Source organism: Cupriavidus sp. MEYA8, from assembly GCF_059278825.1.
This window is the reverse complement of sequence record NZ_CM181222.1, coordinates 1,755,167-1,773,099: the sequence shown is the minus strand read 5'-3', so window position 1 is coordinate 1,773,099 and position 17,933 is coordinate 1,755,167. Positions and strand designations below refer to the sequence as shown.

Genomic DNA, 17,933 nt, shown 5'->3' with positions numbered 1-17,933 from the left:
TTAGATGTCGCTGCAAATTCTGATTTTTCCGATTGAGTTCCGTTGCCAATCCGGATTCATTAGTTACTCAGCAAAAAAACCGACTCAAGGAGCAACGATGCGCTCCCGCTTATTACCCTGTTCGCATACAAGGGGCAGTTATGGTCGACAATCGCTGCGCGCTCCGAAACGGAGACAAGACCAGTACGAACGGCGTGCTTATCGCGACAGGCCGCAGTGTATTCCACCGTGACGCAATCGTAGGTGTAGAAGGCGATCACGCAACATGCCCCGCCTGCAAGGCTGGCGGGCCGGTCATGAACGGCTGCTACCCGGCCTTCGATATTGATGGCAAGCAGGTATTAGTAACAGGAGCGCGTGTCCACTGCAAATGCGCTATCAACCCGATCGTCACTCACTCACGCAGCGATTTCGTCATCGAAGTAAACCGGAGTGGTCGGCAGGCATTACTTCGGCCAGAGGCCTCGCCACTGGCCTCGTCAAAACCGGCTCAGCCTGCCTCGGCCGATTATGACGAACAAGTGCACCTGGTAGATGAAATTACACAGAAACCCTTGGCTGGCGTCGCTTATGTCATTGATGTGTCGGACGGGACCAGCTACAGCGGCCACACCGACGAAGACGGTTTCTGCCAACGCATCATGACAGCAAAGGCTGAAACGCTGACGATTTATACTGGTGACGATGCCGAGCCACGGATGTAACGTATGACCCATACTGCCAAAACCAATACCAAAAAGGGCTCCGTTCATGCGCTAGCCCGCAAGGTACGTCTTTTGTTGTGGGGCGGGGCCTATGCAACAAGTGACAACCATACATTCGAAAGAGCCAAGCGCGAAGTGACAAAGGATTACAAGCAATCCGATAACAATACACTGGAAATCATTGATGTGCAAATCGATTCCGCACAGGAATTCATTGCGACGATAAACAAGCAAAAGGTCAACAGCATTCGATCACTGGACGTATTTACGCATGGCGGGCCGGATCACCTCTATATGGTATCCGTGCGCGAGGAAAATAATGGAGGTTTTAACAATTTTCGCTGGTACCGCTACGCTGTCCACAATGCATCTCTTTCGCGCCCCGATCTTTCGAAAATTCAATTTTCAAATTTCACCAACGAGGCGAAAATCGAGTTCCAGGGATGCCAGACAGCCGCCAATCCAACAGACGAAGACAATATTGCAGCAGATTTCTCGAGACGACTGAAAGAGGCGGGAAAGATCAAGTCGTCCGTAATCGGCCACACGACGAACGCCGTCCCCGGAATTGACGCTGACGACAAACCAAGACAGGACTACAGGCACGACAGCCGAGCGATTTTCAAGGGCGGCCGACTAATAAAACTAACAAAACAAAAAGGCGCAATAGACGAAAAATGGTTGACACAATGAAAATCCCAAAAATAAAAATGCTTCGGTTTTTTTGCGCAATGGCCTGTATCGCGGGCGGTGCATGCGCGATATCAATCTATCCCTTCCCCTTATCTGAGCCGAACATAATTATAGAAACCCGCCACATGTCTTATGCTTGCGGAGAATGTTATGTACAAGAACGAGTTACCCGGGTCCTTGACAAGGATAGCGGAAATTTCATTGACAAACATGATTACGAATCAGAAAGCAATACGCCATTTCGCTACCTCGGATGGGACGTCGTCGTAAATTACAAGAGAAATACCGATGGATTACTGAATTCCCTCGACACCATATCAAGGAACGGCCCATATTGCGCATGGCCAGATTTTAGATTGAGAGGTCAATTCAAGCGCCGCATAATTTATTCGCATTATTTCAGGGGCGATCATTATGATGGGATCTATTTCGATACAGACGACGCGACGGCAATCTATTCATCAAACATGAACTGCCCAGAGGTGAAGCTCCCATAGGGTGCCAACTCCCCGCCGCCACCGCATCAGTTGGCGATCAATCTTGCACGCCTTGTCGGACCACCACCGACACCCAAACCGGACCCCGCCGCCTCCTCACCCCGCATGCCGCCGCAGTATGATGCCCAAGTCTCCCGCCCCGGGAGCATCGCAGCCGCATGGCGGCCGCAGTGCATCAGGAGGCACGCTTGGACCAGCCCCGGCCGTTTCCGTCCGAACCCGCGCGCCCCGGCGACCTGGTCGTCGCCCGGCCCGAAGGGTTGTATTGCCCGCCCGGCGATTTCCATATCGATCCGTGGCGCCCGGTCGAGCGCGCCGTCATTACCCACGCCCACTCCGACCACGCCCGCTTCGGGCATGCGCACTACCTCTGTTCAGAACCAGGCCGCGGCGTGCTGCTGGCGCGCCTGCCCGGCATCCACCTGAACACCCTGCCCTACGGCGAACGCATCACCCACCACGGCGTCACGCTGAGCCTGCATCCGGCCGGGCACGTGCTCGGCTCGGCGCAAGTGCGGCTGGAATATGGCGGCCAGGTCTGGGTGGCCTCCGGCGACTACAAGCTGGAGGCCGACGGCACCTGCGATCCGTTCGAGCCGGTGCCGTGCGATACCTTCATCACCGAAAGCACCTTCGGCCTGCCGATCTACCGCTGGCCGTCGCAGGCAACGCTGATGGCGGAGATCTTCCACTGGTGGCGGGCCAATGTGCAGGCCAGCCGCGCCAGCATCGTCTACGCCTACAGCTTCGGCAAGGCGCAGCGCATCCTGCATGGGCTGCTGCACCATGCCGGCGTCGACGGCCTGCCCGGGCCGGTGATCGTGCACGGCGCGCTGACCACGCTCAACGCGGCCTATGCCGACGCCGGCGTGGCGCTGCCGCCGATGGCGCTGGCGTCCGAACTGCCGCCGCGCAGCCCGCTGCTGCGGCAGGCGCTGGTGGTGGCGCCGCCGTCGGCGCAGCGCTCGCCCTGGCTGCGGCGCTTCGGCGATGCGTCCGATGCCTTTGCCAGCGGCTGGATGCAGCTGCGCGGCACGCGCCGGCGCCGCGGCGTCGATCGCGGCTTTGCGCTGTCCGACCACGCCGACTGGCCGGGGCTGCTACAGGCGATCAGCGCCACCGGCGCGGGCCGCATCATCGTGACCCACGGCAATGTGCCGGTGATGGTGCGCTACCTGAATGAACGCGGCTGGCAGGCGCAGGCGTTCGAGACCGAGTACGGAGACGACGATGAAGCGGTGCGCGTGGAGGCGCAGGCCGAAGCCGTGAGCGAAGCCACCAACGAAGAAGCCGCCCCATGAAGGCCTTCGCCGACCTCTACGCCGCGCTCGACGGCACTACCTCCACCAAGGCCCGGCTCGCAGCATTGGTCGACTACCTGCGCGCCGCCCCGCCGCAGGACGCGGCGTGGGCGGTGTACTTCCTGGCCGGCGGCAAGCCGCGGCAGATCGTGCCGGTGTCGGTGCTGCACGAACTCGCGCGCGAGGCCGCCGGCCTGCCCGACTGGCTGTTCGAGGAGAGCTACCAGGCCGTCGGCGACCTTGCCGAAACCATCGCCCTGCTGCTGCCCGAACCCATGGATGCCGACCACGCCGGCCTGGCCGAATGGGTCGAACAGCGCCTGCTGCCGCTGCGCGGCCTGCCGCCTGAAGACCTGATGCCGCGGCTCGATGCGCTGTGGCGGCCGCTGGACGCGCAAGGCCGGCTGGTGCTGTTCAAGCTGATCACCGGCGCCTTCCGGGTCGGCGTGTCGCGCCTGCTGGTCACGCGCGCGCTGGGCGAGGTGGCGGGCATCGAGCCCAAGCGCGTGGCCGAGCGCATGGTCGGCTACACCGACCTGTCGGCGCGCCCCGATGCCGCGCGCTTCCTCGCCCTGCTGGCGCCGGAGAGCGATGACGACCGCCAGTTGCGCGCCGGCGGCCAGCCCTACCCGTTCTTCCTCGCGCATCCGCTGCAGGCGCCCGTCGAGCAGTTCGGCGACGTGCTCGGCGCGCCTGGCGGCTGGCTGGTCGAGTGGAAATGGGACGGCATCCGCGCGCAATTGGTGTGCCGCGACGGGCAGACCTGGCTGTGGTCGCGCGGCGAGGACCTGATCACCGAGCGCTTCCCGGAGATCATCGACGCCGCGGCGGCGCTGCCCGACGGCACCGTGCTCGACGGCGAGATCGTGATCTGGCAGGACGGCCGCGTGCAGCCGTTCGCGCTGCTGCAGCAGCGCATCGGCCGCAAGACGCTGGGCGCGAAGCTGCTGCGCGATGCGCCAGCGATCCTGATGGCGTACGACCTGCTCGAATGGCAGGGCGAGGACTGGCGCGCGCGGCCGCAGGCGGAACGCCGCGCGCGGCTGGAGCAGGTGGTGGCCGGCCACATCCACCCCGCGCTGGAGCTGAGCCCGCTGGTCGACGCCGGCAGCTGGGAGCACTACGCGCGGCTGCGCGATGCCTCGCGCGACCTGGGCGTGGAAGGCTTCATGCTGAAGGCGGCCGATGCGGCCTATGGCGCCGGCCGCACCAAGGACGTGGGGGTCTGGTGGAAATGGAAGATCGATCCCTATTCGGTCGATGCGGTGCTGATCTACGCGCAGCGCGGGCACGGCCGCCGCGCCAGCCTCTACACCGACTTCACCTTCGCGGTGTGGAACGCGCCGCCGGGAACGCCGGGCCGCGCGCTGGTGCCGTTCGCCAAGGCCTATTCCGGGCTGACCGACCAGGAGATGCGCGCGGTCGACGCCATCATCCGCCGCACCACGGTCGAGAAATTCGGCCCCGTGCGCAGCGTCGAGCCGACGCAGGTGTTCGAACTCGGCTTCGAAGGCATTGCCCGCAGCGGCCGCCACAAGAGCGGCATCGCAGTGCGCTTCCCGCGCATGCTGCGCTGGCGCACCGACAAGCCCATCGAGGAAGCCGACACGCTGGCCACGCTGGAAGCCATGCTGCCTGGCGCTGCCACGCCACGGGAGGATGCCGCATGACCCCGCCGCGTGCCGCGCGCAAGCCGGCGGAGGACGCCACCGAGCCGCTGACCGTCGCGCAGGGCCTGCAGGCACTGTTCGATGCGCGCGGCTGGCAGCCGTTCGCGTTCCAGCGCGAAGTCTGGACCGCGATCGCGCGCGGCCAGAGCGGCCTGCTGCACGCCACCACCGGCACCGGCAAGACCTATGCGGCATGGCTGGGCGCGCTGATGGCATTCGGCACGCCGCGCGCCGCGCTGTCGCACGACAAGCCCGCGCCGCCGCTGACGGTGCTGTGGCTGACACCGATGCGCGCGCTCGCCGCCGACACCACGCGCGCGCTGCAGGCGCCGCTGGCGGAACTCGATCTCGACTGGACCGTGGCGCTGCGCACCGGCGACACCGGCAGCGCCGAGCGTGCCGCGCAGCAACGCCGCCTGCCGACCGCGCTGGTGACCACGCCCGAAAGCCTGACGCTGATGCTGACCCTCGCCGACGCGCACGAAACCCTGCGGCGCGTGCGCATGGTGGTGGTCGACGAATGGCACGAACTGATCGGCAACAAGCGCGGCGTGCAGGCGCAGCTGGCGCTTGCGCGGCTGCGGCAATGGCAGCCGGCGCTGATGGTGTGGGGGCTGTCGGCCACGCTCGGCAACCTGCCGCATGCCGCCGACGTGCTGCTGTGCGGCGTGCCGGAAGACCTGCGCGTGCTGGTGCACGGCCACACCCCCAAGCCCCTCGTCATCGACACGCTGCTGCCCGGCAATGCCAGCCGCTTCCCGTTTGCCGGCCACCTGGGCCTGTCGATGCTGCCGCACGTGGTCGAGGAGCTCGGGCACAGCGGCACCACGCTGGTCTTCCTCAACACCCGCTCGCAGGCCGAGCTGTGGTACCAGGCGCTGCTCGATGCGCGCCCCGACTGGGCAGGACAGATCGCGCTGCACCATGGCTCGCTCGACCGCGCGGTGCGCGAGTGGGTGGAACTGAGCCTTAAGAACGGCGAGCTGCGCGCGGTGGTCTGCACATCGAGCCTGGACCTCGGCGTCGACTTCCTGCCGGTGGAGCGCGTGCTGCAGGTCGGCTCGCCCAAGGGCGTGGCGCGGCTGCTGCAGCGCGCCGGGCGCTCCGGCCACGCGCCGGGCCGCGCGTCGCGCGTGACGGTGGTGCCCACGCACAGCCTGGAACTGGTGGAAGCCGTGGCCGCGCGGCATGCGGTGCAGGCGGGCCGGATCGAGGCGCGCGAGTCGCCCGACAAGCCGCTCGACGTGCTGGTGCAGCACCTGGTGACGGTGGCGCTGGGCGGCGGCTTCCGGCCCGAGGCGCTGCTGGCCGAGGTGCGCGGCGCCTGGGCCTACCGCGGCCTGACCGATGCCGAATGGCAGTGGTGCCTGGACTTCGTGCGCCAGGGCGGCGCCACGCTGTCCGCCTATCCCGATTTCCGCCGCGCGGTGCCCGACGATGAAGGCGTCTGGCGCGTGCCCGACCTCGGGCTGGCGCGGCGCCACCGCATGAGCGTGGGCACCATCGTCAGCGACGCCACCATGCAGGTGCGCTACTGGAGCCGCGCCGGCAGCGGCGGCGCCTCGCTGGGATCGGTGGAGGAAGGCTTTATCGCCCGGCTGGCGCCAGGCGACTGCTTCCTGTTCGGCGGCCGCCTGCTGGAGCTGGTGCGCGTGCAGGAGATGACCGCCTACGTGCGCCGCGCCACCGGCAGGCGCCCGGTGGTGCCGCGCTGGAACGGCGGCAAGATGCCGATGTCGACCGAGCTGGCCGAAGCGGTGATCGACACGCTCGAAGCCGCCGCCGCGGGGCGGCTCGATCCGCGCACCACGCCCGAGCTGCCGCTGATCCAGCCGCTGGTAGACCTGCAGGCGCAGTGGTCGGCGCTGCCCACGCGCCAGACGCTGCTGGCCGAGTCGCTGCACTCGCGCGAGGGCTGGCACCTGTTCCTCTACCCCTTCGCCGGCCGCTCGGTGCACCTCGGGCTGGGCAGCCTGCTGGCATGGCGGCTCGGGCAGAAGGTGCCGGCGACGTTCTCGGTCGCGGTCAACGACTACGGGCTCGAATTGCTCGCCTCAGCGCCGATGGACTGGGGCCACTGGCTGCCGCAGGTGCTGGCCGAGGAGCGCCGGCGCGACCTGGCCGCCGACGTGCTCGGCAGCCTCAATGCGGGCGAGCTGTCGCTGCGGCGCTTTCGCGAGATCGCGCGCGTCGCCGGGCTGATCTTCCAGGGCTATCCGGGCGCGCCCAAGAGCGCGCGGCAGCTGCAGGCGTCGTCGAGCCTGTTCTACGAGGTCTTCCGCAAGCACGATCCCGGCAACCTGCTGCTTGGCCAGGCCGAGCGCGAAGTGCTGATGCAGGAACTGGACGCACACCGGCTCGCTGAAACCCTCGAACGGCTGGCAACGCTCAGGCTAGACCTGCACGCCCTGAAGCGCCCCACGCCGCTGTCGTTCCCGCTGGTGGTGGAATTCCTGCGCGAGAAGCTCAGCACCGAGAAGCTGGCCGACCGCATCGCGCGCATGCTCGCCGAGCTGGAACTGGCCGCTGGCGCCGAGCCCGGCGAAGCCGCCGGCATGCAGGCCGACGCCGTGGCAGAAGCGGCGCGCTTCGGCATGGCCGACCACGCCGGTCCGTCCGGCCGCACGCCGCGCAAGCCGCGTCGCGCGCGCAAGCCCTCCAGACCCTTGCCGCTGCTATGACACCGGATGCCGGCACCCTGCAGGCCAACGGCGCCTGCCCCATTCAGGTGGCGGGAGAAACGCTGTGGCTGCTGCCCGAGCACGCGGCGTGGTGGCCGGCGGCGGGCATGCTGATGGTGGCCGACGTGCACTTCGGCAAGGCCGCGGCATTCCGCGCGCTCGGACAACCCGTGCCGCACGGCACCACCGGCGACAACCTCGGCCTGCTGACGCAGCTGACGCGGCAGTTGCCCATCGAGGAGCTGGTCTTCCTCGGCGACTTCCTGCACGCCCGCGCCGCGCGCACGCCGGCGGTGCTGGCGGCGCTGGACGGCTGGCGCCGCAGCCTGCCTCCGCCGGTGCGCTGCACGCTGGTGCGAGGCAACCATGATGCGCGCGCGGGAGACCCGCCCGCTTCGCTGCAGATCCGCGTAGTGACGGAGCCGGCCGCGGCGGGCCCGTTCGCGCTGTGCCACATGCCCGGGGCATCGCCGCTGGGCTACGTGCTGGCCGGCCACCTGCACCCGGCGTGCCGGCTGCGCGGTGCCGGCGCCGACAGCCTGCGCCTGCCGTGCTTCCTGTTCGGCCCGTGCGGCGCCATCCTGCCCGCCTTCGGCGCCTTCACCGGCCACGCCACGGTGCGGCCGCAGCCGGACGAACGCGTCTACGTGGTCGGCGGCGGCCGTGTCTGGCCGGTTGGCCGCGCGCCTTAGTACAGCGCTCAGAGCAGGCCTCAGAACAGCGTGTAGCCGCCGTCGATGACGAAGGTGTCGCCGGTGTGGTAGGCCGACGCCGGGCTCATCAGGTAGACCGCAATGCCCGCGAAATCGCTGCCCTCGCCCCAGCGGCGCATCGGCACGCGCTTGTGCACCATCTCCTGGAAGGCATCGTTGGCCTGCGCGGCGCCAGTCATCTCGGTCTTGATCCAGCCGGGCAGGATCGAATGCGCGCGGATGCCCTTGCGTGCATATTCGACGGCCAGGCCGCGCATCATCGAGATCACGCCGCCCTTGGTGGCGGCGTAGTGCTCGGTGCGCGGCGCGCCTTCGATGGCCGCGACCGACGCGGTGCTGCACAGCACGCCGCCCTCGCCCTGCACCAGCATCTGCCGCACCGCGGCGCGCAGCGTGAAGAAGGCGCCATCCAGGTTGACGCGCATGGTCTTGCGCCATACCTCGGCCGTCATCGCATCGAACGGCCCCTTGTTGCCGCCGATGCCGGCGTTGGCAAAGCAGCCATCGATCCGCCCCAGCGCCGCTACCGTGCGCTGCATGGCGGCATCGACCGCCTGCTCGTCGCCCACGTCGCACACCTCGGTGTGCACGCGTCGGCCATGCTGCGCCAGCCGGTCGGCGGCCACGGCGTTCTTGTCCGCGTTGGTGCCCCAGATCGCGATGTCCGCGCCGGCCGCGGCCAGGCCCTCGGCGATGCCCAGCCCGATGCCGCCGTTGCCGCCGGTCACCAGGGCCACTTTTCCTGCCAGGTCGAAGGGGTGCTTGCTCATGTCTGTCTCCTCGGATGGTGGGTCGCTGCCTCGACCGGACATTGTTGACCCGTCACGCCACAAAGCTCGTCGTCGGAACCGATGAGTTTGGATGCGCGCCGGCGCACTTCCGGGCCGCTAAGGATTTCCATGATTGACGCTGGCCCGGGCCACCGCTCCGCCCGGCCTGTCGCCATTTCCGGCGCCGCGGCGAGGCTGGCCCCAGCGAATCCGGCCAACTGGTCCTATAGAGCTGGATCGGCGCTCACCTATAAAGCCGAGACCTTCAACCCCTTTCCTTTCGAGGAGCAGAACCATGCGGTGGATCAAGCGACTTGCGACGTATTTCGCCCTGGCAGCAGCACTGGTGCCAGCCGCCCACGCGCAAAGCAAGGATGTGGTCATTGCTTACCAGGACATGGTGGTGCCCTGGCGTTATGCGCAAGACATGAAGGAGCTGGAGAAGCAGACCGGCTACAAGGTCTCGTTCCGCCAGTTCGGCGGCGGCGGCGACGTGATCCGCGCGATGGCGTCGGGCCAGATCGCGATCGGCGAGGCGGGCACTTCGCCGATCGCCTCGGCGCTGTCGCAAGGACTGGACGTGGAGCTGTTCTGGATCCTGGATGACATCAACGCGGCCGAGGCCATGGTCGCGCGCAACGGCAGCAAGATCGCCAGCATCGGCGACCTGAAGGGCAAGCGCGTGGGCGTGCCGTTCGTGTCGACCACGCACTACCACACGCTGGTCGCGCTGGAGCGCGCCAGGGTCAATCCCAAGGACGTGCGCATCGTCAACATGCGCCCGCCCGAGGTCGCGGCCGCGTGGGAGCGCGGCGACATCGACGCGACCTTTATCTGGGATCCGGTGCTGGCCAAGCTCAAGCAGTCGGGAACGGTGCTGACGACCTCCGGGCAGATCGCCGCCGATACCGGCAAGGCGACCTTCGACGGGATGATCGCCAACAAGAAGTTCGCGCGGGAAAACCCGGAGTTCATGGTCAAGCTGGTGCGCGTGCTGGCCGCCGCGGACGACAACTACCGCAAGAACAAGGCGTCATGGACCGCCGATTCGCCGATGGTCAAGGCGGTGGCCAAGGTCTCGGGCGCCAAGGCCGAGACGGTGCCGGCCAGCATGGCGCTGTATGCCTTCCCGACGCTGGAAGAGCAGGTCTCGGAGCGCTGGCTCGGTGGCGGCGCGGCGCGTGCGCTGCAGTCGGCGGCGCAGTTCCTGAAGGAGCAAGGGACCATCCAGACAGTGCTGCCGGACTACAGCAAGGGCGTCAATGCGGAATGGGCCAAACGAGCGCTGCGGTAACGCGCGCGGTGTGTGGAACGGCAACAGCAGCGGAAATCGTCATGAACAAACTTGAAATCGATAACCTCAGCGTGAACTACGGCGCCGCCGGCGGCGCCCGCACGCTGGCCCTGTCGCAGGTCAATCTCACCATGGAGCGCGGCGATTTCGTCGTCGCGCTGGGCGCCTCGGGCTGCGGCAAGACCACGCTGCTGTCGTGCATCGCCGGCTTCATGGAGCCGTCGGAAGGCGAGATCCGGCTGAACGGCAAGGCCGTGCGCGGACCCGGTGCCGAGCGCGGCGTGGTGTTCCAGAAGCATGCGCTGATGCCGTGGCTGAGCGTGGCCGACAACGTGGCGCTGGGCCTGCGCCTGCGCGGCGTGCCGCGCGCCGAACGCCTGCGCATCGCCCGCGAAAAACTGGCCGCGGTGGGACTGGATGCGGCGGCCGCCAAGCCGGTCTACCAGCTCTCCGGCGGCATGCAGCAGCGCGTGGGGATCGCGCGCGCGCTGGCCTGCGATCCGGCCGTGATGCTGATGGACGAGCCGCTGGGCGCGCTCGACGCCCTGACGCGCGAATCGATCCAGGCGCTGATCCTCAGGCTGTGGGCGAAGGAGCAGAAGATCGTGTTCTTCATCACCCACAGCGTGGAAGAGGCGCTGTTCCTGGCGACGCGACTGATCGTGATGACGCCGTCGCCGGGCCGCATCGCGCATACCTATGAACTGCCCTTCGCGCGCCGCTTCATCGAGTGCGGCGATGCCCGCCAGGTCAAGTCCGACCCGGAATTCATCCGCTACCGCGAAGAGATCGTTGACCTGATCCATGCCACCGCCTGAGGAATTCAAGATGCCCGCTTCCGCCCAACGCATCGAACCCGCGCCGCGCGCAGCACCTGCGGCCGTGCCTTCCAGCAAGCCGATGAAAGCCGTGTCGGGCTACCGCCTGCCCGGCGAAGGCTCCAGCTCGCGCATCTCCACCGTAACCGTTGCGAGCCTGCTCGTCCTGTGGTGGGTCGCCAGCCACCTGCGCTGGCTGCCGCCGCTGTTCCTGCCCACGCCGGAATCGATCGTCACCGCCTTCATCGATGCTTGGCAGGGGAACCTGCAAGGCGGCCAGCCGCTGACCGAGCATTTCACCGCGAGCATGGTGCGCGTATTTGGCGCGTTCGGGCTGGCGGTGGTCACGGCGGTGCCGATCGGCGTGCTGATGGGCGTGTCGCGCATCGCGCGCGGCATCTTCGATCCGCCCATCGAGTTCTACCGCCCGCTGCCGCCGCTGGCGTACCTGCCGCTGATCGTGATCTGGTTCGGCATCGACGAGACCTCGAAGGTGCTGCTGATCTTCCTGGCGTGCTTCGCGCCGCTGGCGATGTCGGCGCAGGCGGGGGTGCGGTCGGTGACCATCGAGCAGATCAATGCCGCCTACTCCATGGGCGCCACGCCGTGGCAGGTGGTGCGGCACGTGGTGCTGCCCGCCGCGCTGCCGGACATCCTGACAGGCATGCGGATTGCGATCGGCTTCGGGTGGACCACGCTGGTGGCGGCCGAGATGGTGGCCGCCACCGCCGGGCTCGGGCAGATGGTGCTGAACGCGTCCAACTTCCTGCGTACCGACGTTGTGATCATGGGGATCGTGCTGATCGGGTTGATTGCTTATGTGTTTGATCTGCTGATGAGGAAGATGGCGAAGTGGTTGGTGCCCTGGAAGGGGAGGATGTAAGGGGGGTGGGCATTTTGCTGGCCGCCGGGATTCTGTTCCTGGCGGCTGGCATCTGGCGGTGATTGATACGCCCGGTTCCGCCCGATCAGCCGCTTGCCGAAATGCAGCGCGCCCTGCTCCCCCGCGGCGCGCGTGTGCCCTCAATGCTACGCAACGCCGCCCGGTCCCGTCACTTGTACGAAAGCCCGCCTTTTCGAGCCAGCAAGGCCGGTTACGCACTATCATCGGCACATTCCCAACCGCCAGTTGCCAATCATGGACAAAGCCCGCGTCCTCACCCTCTTCATCGGCGTGGTACGCGCCGGCAGTTTCCAGCGCGCCGCGGTAGAAGCCGGCGTGACCCCGCAGGCCGTCAGCAAGGCGGTGCGCACGCTGGAAGACGACCTCGGCGTGCGCCTGCTGCACCGGACCACGCGCAAGCTCAGCCTCACCACCGAAGGCGCGCGGCTGTTCGAGCTGGCCGCGCCGGGCATGCGCCAGCTGGATGAGGCGCTGGACCAGGTGCGCAGCAGCAAGAGCGACGACGACGGGCTGATCCGGCTGACCGCGCCGCCGTCGGTCGGCAGCCGCGTTCTGGTGCCGCTGGTGCGCGCCTTCCGCGGGCTGCATCCGGGCATCACCTTCGACGTGGTGCTGAGCGACCTCTTCACCGACCTGGTCGAGTCCCGCATCGATATCGGCTTCCGCGCCGGCACCAGTCCCGGCCAGAACCTGGTGGCGCGCCGGCTGTGCGACCTGCCGCTGGTCATCTGCGCCGCTCCCGATTACCTCGCACGGCACGGCGAGCCGGCCACGCTGGACGAACTGCTGCAGCACCAGTGCACCGGCTTCCGCCGCCCGGCCACCGGGCGCATGGTGCCGTGGGAGCTGCAGGTCGACGGCGCGCTGGTCTACCAGGAGGTGCCCGCCGTCGCCAGCTTCAACGACGTGGAAACCGAGGTCGAGGCGGTGCGCGCCGGTATTGGCATCGGCCAGCTGTCCGCCTACATGATCCACGCCGACCTCGTCAGCGGCCGGCTCAAGGCGATCCTGACGGAATTCAGCAGCAGCAATGTCGGGCTGTACATGTACTACCCGCACCGCAGCCAGATGCCGGTGCGGGTACGGCGCTTCATCGATTTCGTAGTGGAAGCGGGGCGCGGCGCGGAGCAATCGCTGTCGCGGCTGGTGGGCCTGGTGCCCTGAGCCTTCCGGCGCGAAGCAGCCCCACCCACACTTCCTTCCAACACCCTTCTCCTGACGCCCTGCGCCGGCCCTTCGTTTGATTTTTTCTCAAGCGAACGCGCCGGAAATGTCGTTTGTCGCACGCGCCGCCAGCGACAACCATTACGCCAAGGCCCACCAACACAGGAGACTGCCGTGTCAGACCAAGCCTATCCGCTCTGGAGTGCGGACCCCCTTCCCCACCTGATCGCCTCGCGCCACCGCGCCACCGGCGAATGGATCTTCCCGGCAGTGCCGGCCAATTCGCCGCTCGCCGCCGAGCATGACCCCGTCGCCATCCGCGGCTCCGGCGTGGTCTACAGCTTCACCGTGATCCATCCCGCGCCCAAGAGCGGCCAGCCGCCGTACGCGCTGGGCTATGTCGATTTCGTCGGCCCGGTGCGCATCTTCGGGCGCCTGCAGGGCAAGGCGCGCCCGGCGATCGGCGACCGCTATGAAGCGCGCCCGGACGCCGAGTTCGGCTATGTCTTCGAGGCCGTCACGGCCTGACCGATCGAAAAAAGGAAAGGGAAAGCAACATGCAGGACATCTACATCCACGGCGGCGCGATGACGCCGTTTGGCCGCCACCCCGGCGTGCTGGCGCCGGAACTGGCGCAACAGGCCATCCTCAAGGCGCTGGCCGACGCCGACGTGCCGCTCGGCCGCATCCAGGCGGTGTATTGCGCCAACGTGATGGGCGGCATGATCCTGGGCCAGCTGATTGTGCGCGACCTGGGGCTGAAGGGCATCCCGGTCTACAACGTCGAGAACGCCTGCGCCAGCGGCGCCACCGGCGTGCACCTGGCGCGGCACGCGCTGCTGGCCGGGCAATACGACACCGTGCTGGTGTTCGGCATCGAGCAACTGACCGCGCTGGGTGGCGGCACCATCCCGCTGCAGCGCAACGACCACAAGACGGACCTCTATGCCAAGGCCGGCATGGTGCTGCCCGCGGTGTATGCGATGCGCGGGACGCGCTTCCTGCACGAGCGCGACGCATCGCCCGCCGACCTGGCGGAAGTGGCGGTCAAGAACCGCTACAACGGCTCGCTCAACCCGTATGCGCAGCAACGCAAGGCCACCACGCTGGAAGAAGTGCTCGGCTCGCGCATGATCGCCGACCCGCTGACGCTGCTGCAGTGCTGCCCGTCGCAGGTCGACGGCGCCGCCGCGGTGGTGCTGAGCACGCGCCGTCCGGCGCAGGCGCGTCCGGTCAAGGTGCTGTCGTCGGTGGTGGTCTCTGGCCTGCGCGAAGAGGCCGATGACGACATCCTAGATGCCGAGATCACCGCGCGTGCCGCGCGCCAGGCGTACGAGCAGGCGGGGCTGGGGCCGCAGGATGTCGACGTGGTCGAGCTGCACGACGCATTCACCATCGCCGAACTGCTTTACTACGAAGCGCTGGGCCTGGCCGAGCCAGGCGAAGCGGTGCCGCTGCTGAAGTCCGGCGCAACCCGCTTGGGCGGCCGCGTGCCGGTCAACCCCAGCGGCGGCCTGCTGGCCAAGGGTCATCCGCTGGGCGCCACCGGCGTGGCACAGATGGTCGAAATCCTTTGGCACCTGCAAGGGCGCGCCGGCGAGCGCCAGGTCGAGAACGCGCGCGTCGGGCTGACGCAATGCACCGGCGGCGGCATCGCGGGTGTCGACCACGCCGCCTCTTCCGTCCACCTGCTGGGAGTCTGACATGGGTACGCAACGATTCGATCCCACGCATGTGGCCGTGGTCACGGGCGCCGCGCGCGGCATCGGCCTGGGCATCGCCACGCAACTGGCGCGGCAGGGGCTGACCGTGGCGCTGCTGGACCGCGATGGCGGTGCGCTGGACGAGGCCGTCGGCACGCTGGCCGCCGCAGGGCTCAATGCCTTCGGCGCCACCGCCGACCTGACCGATTCCACCGCGGTCAACGACGCCTTTGCGCAAGTCGCGGCCCGCGTCGGCCGCGTCGACTACCTGGTCAACAACGCGGGGGCAGTGCGCGACATGCGCTTCCTGAAGATGACCGACGACGACTGGGACCTGGTCATCGATACCAACCTGCGCTCGCAGTTCCTGTGCTGCCGCGCGGCGCTGCCCGGCATGGTCGAGCGCGGCTACGGGCGCGTGGTCAATATCTCGTCGCGGGCTTGGCTGGGCGGCTTCGGGCAGGCCAACTACTCGGCGGCCAAGGGCGGCGTGGTCAGCCTGACGCGCTCGCTGGCGATCGAGTTCGCCGGCAAGGGCATCACCGTCAACGCGGTCGCGCCCGGCATCGTCGATACGCCGCTGTTCCGTGGCTTTGCGCCGGAGGTACAGGCGCGGCTGCAGAAGTCGGTGCCGGTGCAGCGCATCGGCACCGCCGACGATATCGCCAATGCGGTCAGCTTCTTCCTCGATCCGCAATCGTCGTACGTAACCGGCCAGACGCTCTACGTCTGCGGCGGGCGCAGCCTGTCGTCGCCCAGCGTGTAAGGAAGCCATCATGACCATCCAACGCCACATCGAAGGCGCGGTCGCGGTGCTGACCATCGACCGGCCCGACGCGCTCAATGCGCTCGACGTAACCACGCTGCGCGAACTGCGCGCGCACCTGGCCGAGGTGCGCGACCGCGACGACCTGCGCGTCGCGGTGCTGACCGGCGCCGGCACGCGCGCCTTCTGCGCCGGCGCGGACCTCAAGGGCACGCGCACCTCCGCCGCCACCTACCCCGAGGCGCTGTTCCGCGCGCCGGAGCATGCTGCTGACCTTGGGCTCTATATCCGGCTGATGGACCTGACCGACCTCGGCCTCGGCAAGCCGCTGGTCGCGGCGGTCAACGGGCACTGCCTCGGCGCGGGGCTGGAGCTCGCGCTGCAGTGCGACTTGCGGATCGCGTCGACACAGGCGACCTTCGGCCTGCCCGAAGTCGCGGTCGGCTCGATCCCAGCGGTGTCCGGCCTGCACCGGCTGCTCAAGGCGGTGCCCGCGGCGCATGCGATGCAGATGGTGCTGACCGGCGAACGCATCGATGCCGCGCACGCCGCGCGCATCGGCCTGGTCACCGAGACGATGGCGGCCGATGCCCTGCCCGACCGTGCGCTGGCGCTGGCCGCGCGCATCGCCGCCAACGCGCCGCTGGCCGTGCAGGCGGTCAAGAAGCTGTCGCGCCAGACCAGCCACCTCAGCGAGGCCGACGCGCAGCAACTCACCGAACTCTACTGGGGCGTGCTGCGCGATACCGCCGACCGCGCCGAAGGCCGCCAGGCCTTCGCCGAAAAGCGGCAGCCCCACTACACGGGACGCTGAGCGGACCGACAAGAACCACGCAGGAGACACAACCATGGCAGGTATTTCCCGAATCATGCGCGCGGCAATGGCCGGCGTGCTGGCAGTCACGGCGCTGAGCACAGCGGCACAGGCACCCTACCCCACGCAGAAGCCGATCACGCTGGTGGTGCCGTTCGCCCCGGGCGGCGGCAATGACATCCTGGCACGCGCCATCGCACCCAAGATGAGCCAGCTGCTGGGCCAGACCATCGTGATCGAGAACAAGCCCGGCGCCGGCGGCAACCTGGGCGCCGACTACGTCGCGCACGCCGCGCCGGACGGCTACACGCTGGTGATCGCGTCGAGCCAGATCACGATGAACCCGTTCCTCGGCATGAAGGTCCCGTTCCAGGTCGAGCGCGACTTCGAGCCGGTCGGGCGCATCGCGTCGGTGCCGATCATGCTGGTCGCCAATCCCGACCAGCCGTTCCGCACGCTGCAGGAGTTCATCCAGTACACCCGCGCCAACCCGGGCAAGCTCAGCTACAGCAGCCCGGGGCCCGGCACGCCGCAGCACCTGGCGGGCGAGGTCTTCGCCAAGCTAAACAAGACCGAGCTGCTGCACGTGCCCTACCGCGGCACCGGCCCGTCGATCAGCGACCTGATGGGCGGCCAGGTGCAGATCTCGTTCGCCACCTTTGCCTCGTCGATCCAGTTCGTGCGCGCCGGCAAGCTGCGTGCGCTCGGCATCGCCGGCAAGAAGCGCAGCGCGCTGATGCCAGACCTGCCGACCTTTGCCGAGGCCGGCATCGTCGGCTACGACGCGGAGCTGTGGTACAGCCTGCTGGCGCCGGCACGCACGCCGAAGACCGTGGTCGACAAGGTCAATGCCGCGCTGGTGGCCGCGCTGAAGTCGCCCGACGTTGCCGGGCAACTGGAAAAGCAGGGCTTCGAGCCGCAGGCCTCCACGCCGGCCGAGCTGAAGGCGCATATCGGCAAGGAAATGTCGCGCTGGCAGCGCGTGATCCAGGACAACAACATCAAGGTGGCGCTGTGAACGCGCCGATTGAACACCCCATGGTGCCGCCCACAGACAACCCGCTGCTGGACTACCTTGGCATCCGCCTGGCCAGCGTCGGCGACGGCCGCTGCGCCTTCGAGCTCGACATCGAGCCGCGCCACCTGAACCGGCAGGGCAGCGTGCAGGGCGGCGTGATCGCCACGCTGCTCGACGCCGCCTGCGGCTACGCCGGCCTGCCGACGGGCCCCGACGGCGCCCTCGGCCACGCGGTGACGGTAATGCTGGCCATCAGCTACCTCAGCAAGGCCAGCGCGGGCCGGCTGCGCGCCACCGCCACGGTGAGCCGCGCCGGCAAGAGCCTGTACTTTGCCACGGCCGAACTGGCCACCGATGCCGGCGTGCTGGTCGCCACCGCGCAGGGCACGTTCAAACGATCCCGCATCCTTCCGGAGACATGAC

16 protein-coding genes and 2 pseudogenes are annotated in these 17,933 nt (G+C 67.9%); 16 read left to right on the top strand and 2 right to left on the bottom strand.

What is annotated here, in order from left to right:
• The first annotated feature begins 140 nt into the window (after positions 1 to 140).
• The 3 genes and pseudogenes from AC5WJ1_RS25195 to AC5WJ1_RS25185 all read left to right on the top strand — a co-directional run.
• Entirely contained in the window at positions 141 to 704 is a 564-nt protein-coding gene (locus tag AC5WJ1_RS25195) for a PAAR domain-containing protein (RefSeq protein WP_434034505.1), read from the top strand.
• Between the two features lie 3 nt (positions 705 to 707).
• Positions 708 to 1,397 (top strand): hypothetical protein, encoded by a 690-nt coding sequence (locus AC5WJ1_RS25190; protein WP_494476649.1) that lies wholly within the window; start codon positions 708 to 710, stop codon positions 1,395 to 1,397.
• A gap of 655 nt (positions 1,398 to 2,052) precedes the next feature.
• Positions 2,053 to 3,111 (top strand): annotated as a pseudogene (locus tag AC5WJ1_RS25185) (ligase-associated DNA damage response exonuclease); the annotation flags it as partial.
• 22 nt (positions 3,112 to 3,133) lie between these two features.
• On the opposite strand, the pseudogene AC5WJ1_RS25180 reads toward AC5WJ1_RS25185, so the two are convergent.
• Positions 3,134 to 3,193, bottom strand: a pseudogene (locus tag AC5WJ1_RS25180) (hypothetical protein); the annotation flags it as partial.
• On the opposite strand from AC5WJ1_RS25180, the gene AC5WJ1_RS25175 reads away from it, so the two are divergent.
• Genes AC5WJ1_RS25175 through pdeM form a run of 3 tightly spaced genes read left to right on the top strand, consistent with a single transcriptional unit; the run spans position 3,192 to position 8,238 of the window.
• Positions 3,192 to 4,865: an ATP-dependent DNA ligase gene (locus AC5WJ1_RS25175; protein WP_494476648.1), complete on the top strand. Its 1,674-nt coding sequence runs from the start codon at positions 3,192 to 3,194 to the stop codon at positions 4,863 to 4,865. The pseudogene AC5WJ1_RS25180 and the gene AC5WJ1_RS25175 overlap by 2 nt on opposite strands.
• Positions 4,862 to 7,546, top strand: a complete 2,685-nt coding sequence (locus AC5WJ1_RS25170; RefSeq protein WP_494476647.1) for a ligase-associated DNA damage response DEXH box helicase — start codon at positions 4,862 to 4,864, stop codon at positions 7,544 to 7,546. Before AC5WJ1_RS25175 ends, AC5WJ1_RS25170 begins: the two co-directional genes overlap by 4 nt.
• Positions 7,543 to 8,238 carry a ligase-associated DNA damage response endonuclease PdeM gene (gene pdeM, locus AC5WJ1_RS25165; protein WP_135702972.1) on the top strand — a complete coding sequence of 232 codons (696 nt, stop codon included), beginning with the start codon at positions 7,543 to 7,545 and terminating at the stop codon, positions 8,236 to 8,238. The genes AC5WJ1_RS25170 and pdeM overlap by 4 nt, the downstream gene beginning before the upstream one ends.
• A 20-nt stretch (positions 8,239 to 8,258) precedes the next feature.
• Here the strand turns inward: pdeM and AC5WJ1_RS25160 are convergent, their stop codons facing one another.
• Positions 8,259 to 9,029, bottom strand: a complete 771-nt coding sequence (locus AC5WJ1_RS25160) for an SDR family NAD(P)-dependent oxidoreductase (protein WP_133094300.1) — start codon at positions 9,027 to 9,029, stop codon at positions 8,259 to 8,261.
• Between the two features lie 295 nt (positions 9,030 to 9,324).
• Between AC5WJ1_RS25160 and tauA the strand changes: the two genes are divergently transcribed.
• The 10 genes from tauA (at position 9,325) to AC5WJ1_RS25110 (ending at position 17,932) form a co-directional block, all read left to right on the top strand.
• Positions 9,325 to 10,323, top strand: coding sequence for a taurine ABC transporter substrate-binding protein (gene tauA / locus AC5WJ1_RS25155; RefSeq protein ID WP_133094299.1), 999 nt, complete (start codon positions 9,325 to 9,327; stop codon positions 10,321 to 10,323).
• Positions 10,324 to 10,364: 41 nt separating this feature from the next.
• Positions 10,365 to 11,141, top strand: coding sequence for a taurine ABC transporter ATP-binding protein (locus AC5WJ1_RS25150; RefSeq protein WP_133094298.1), 777 nt, complete (start codon positions 10,365 to 10,367; stop codon positions 11,139 to 11,141).
• 10 nt (positions 11,142 to 11,151) lie between these two features.
• Complete coding sequence (locus AC5WJ1_RS25145; protein WP_133094297.1) at positions 11,152 to 12,024, top strand: ABC transporter permease subunit; 873 nt, start codon at positions 11,152 to 11,154, stop codon at positions 12,022 to 12,024.
• 255 nt (positions 12,025 to 12,279) lie between these two features.
• A complete protein-coding gene (locus AC5WJ1_RS25140) occupies positions 12,280 to 13,209 on the top strand; it encodes a LysR family transcriptional regulator (RefSeq protein WP_135702975.1) in 930 nt (309 codons plus the stop codon).
• Positions 13,210 to 13,383: 174 nt separating this feature from the next.
• Complete coding sequence (locus AC5WJ1_RS25135; protein ID WP_135702976.1) at positions 13,384 to 13,737, top strand: Zn-ribbon domain-containing OB-fold protein; 354 nt, start codon at positions 13,384 to 13,386, stop codon at positions 13,735 to 13,737.
• A gap of 29 nt (positions 13,738 to 13,766) precedes the next feature.
• Complete coding sequence (locus AC5WJ1_RS25130) at positions 13,767 to 14,912, top strand: thiolase family protein (RefSeq protein WP_135702977.1); 1,146 nt, start codon at positions 13,767 to 13,769, stop codon at positions 14,910 to 14,912.
• Position 14,913: 1 nt separating this feature from the next.
• Entirely contained in the window at positions 14,914 to 15,678 is a 765-nt protein-coding gene (locus AC5WJ1_RS25125) for an SDR family oxidoreductase (protein WP_494476646.1), read from the top strand.
• Positions 15,679 to 15,688: 10 nt separating this feature from the next.
• The gene (locus AC5WJ1_RS25120) at positions 15,689 to 16,492 is read left to right on the top strand and encodes an enoyl-CoA hydratase/isomerase family protein (RefSeq protein WP_494476645.1); all 804 of its coding nucleotides are present in this window, start codon (positions 15,689 to 15,691) and stop codon (positions 16,490 to 16,492) included.
• 34 nt (positions 16,493 to 16,526) lie between these two features.
• The gene (locus tag AC5WJ1_RS25115; protein ID WP_195427030.1) at positions 16,527 to 17,510 is read left to right on the top strand and encodes a tripartite tricarboxylate transporter substrate binding protein; all 984 of its coding nucleotides are present in this window, start codon (positions 16,527 to 16,529) and stop codon (positions 17,508 to 17,510) included.
• A gap of 20 nt (positions 17,511 to 17,530) precedes the next feature.
• Positions 17,531 to 17,932 (top strand): PaaI family thioesterase, encoded by a 402-nt coding sequence (locus tag AC5WJ1_RS25110; RefSeq protein WP_133094717.1) that lies wholly within the window; start codon positions 17,531 to 17,533, stop codon positions 17,930 to 17,932.
• Position 17,933: the final 1 nt, after the last annotated feature.

Excerpts from the sequence above, each read along its gene's own strand:
- AC5WJ1_RS25195 (WP_434034505.1), top strand. The coding sequence starts at position 141 with ATGGTCGACAATCGCTGCGCGCTCCGAAACGGAGACAAGACCAGTACG.
- AC5WJ1_RS25190 (WP_494476649.1), top strand. The coding sequence starts at position 708 with ATGACCCATACTGCCAAAACCAATACCAAAAAGGGCTCCGTTCATGCG.
- AC5WJ1_RS25175 (WP_494476648.1), top strand. The coding sequence starts at position 3,192 with ATGAAGGCCTTCGCCGACCTCTACGCCGCGCTCGACGGCACTACCTCC.
- AC5WJ1_RS25170 (WP_494476647.1), top strand. The coding sequence starts at position 4,862 with ATGACCCCGCCGCGTGCCGCGCGCAAGCCGGCGGAGGACGCCACCGAG.
- pdeM (WP_135702972.1), top strand. The coding sequence starts at position 7,543 with ATGACACCGGATGCCGGCACCCTGCAGGCCAACGGCGCCTGCCCCATT.
- AC5WJ1_RS25160 (WP_133094300.1), bottom strand. The coding sequence starts at position 9,029 with ATGAGCAAGCACCCCTTCGACCTGGCAGGAAAAGTGGCCCTGGTGACC.
- tauA (WP_133094299.1), top strand. The coding sequence starts at position 9,325 with ATGCGGTGGATCAAGCGACTTGCGACGTATTTCGCCCTGGCAGCAGCA.
- AC5WJ1_RS25150 (WP_133094298.1), top strand. The coding sequence starts at position 10,365 with ATGAACAAACTTGAAATCGATAACCTCAGCGTGAACTACGGCGCCGCC.
- AC5WJ1_RS25145 (WP_133094297.1), top strand. The coding sequence starts at position 11,152 with ATGCCCGCTTCCGCCCAACGCATCGAACCCGCGCCGCGCGCAGCACCT.
- AC5WJ1_RS25140 (WP_135702975.1), top strand. The coding sequence starts at position 12,280 with ATGGACAAAGCCCGCGTCCTCACCCTCTTCATCGGCGTGGTACGCGCC.
- AC5WJ1_RS25130 (WP_135702977.1), top strand. The coding sequence starts at position 13,767 with ATGCAGGACATCTACATCCACGGCGGCGCGATGACGCCGTTTGGCCGC.
- AC5WJ1_RS25125 (WP_494476646.1), top strand. The coding sequence starts at position 14,914 with ATGGGTACGCAACGATTCGATCCCACGCATGTGGCCGTGGTCACGGGC.
- AC5WJ1_RS25120 (WP_494476645.1), top strand. The coding sequence starts at position 15,689 with ATGACCATCCAACGCCACATCGAAGGCGCGGTCGCGGTGCTGACCATC.
- AC5WJ1_RS25115 (WP_195427030.1), top strand. The coding sequence starts at position 16,527 with ATGGCAGGTATTTCCCGAATCATGCGCGCGGCAATGGCCGGCGTGCTG.
- AC5WJ1_RS25110 (WP_133094717.1), top strand. The coding sequence starts at position 17,531 with ATGGTGCCGCCCACAGACAACCCGCTGCTGGACTACCTTGGCATCCGC.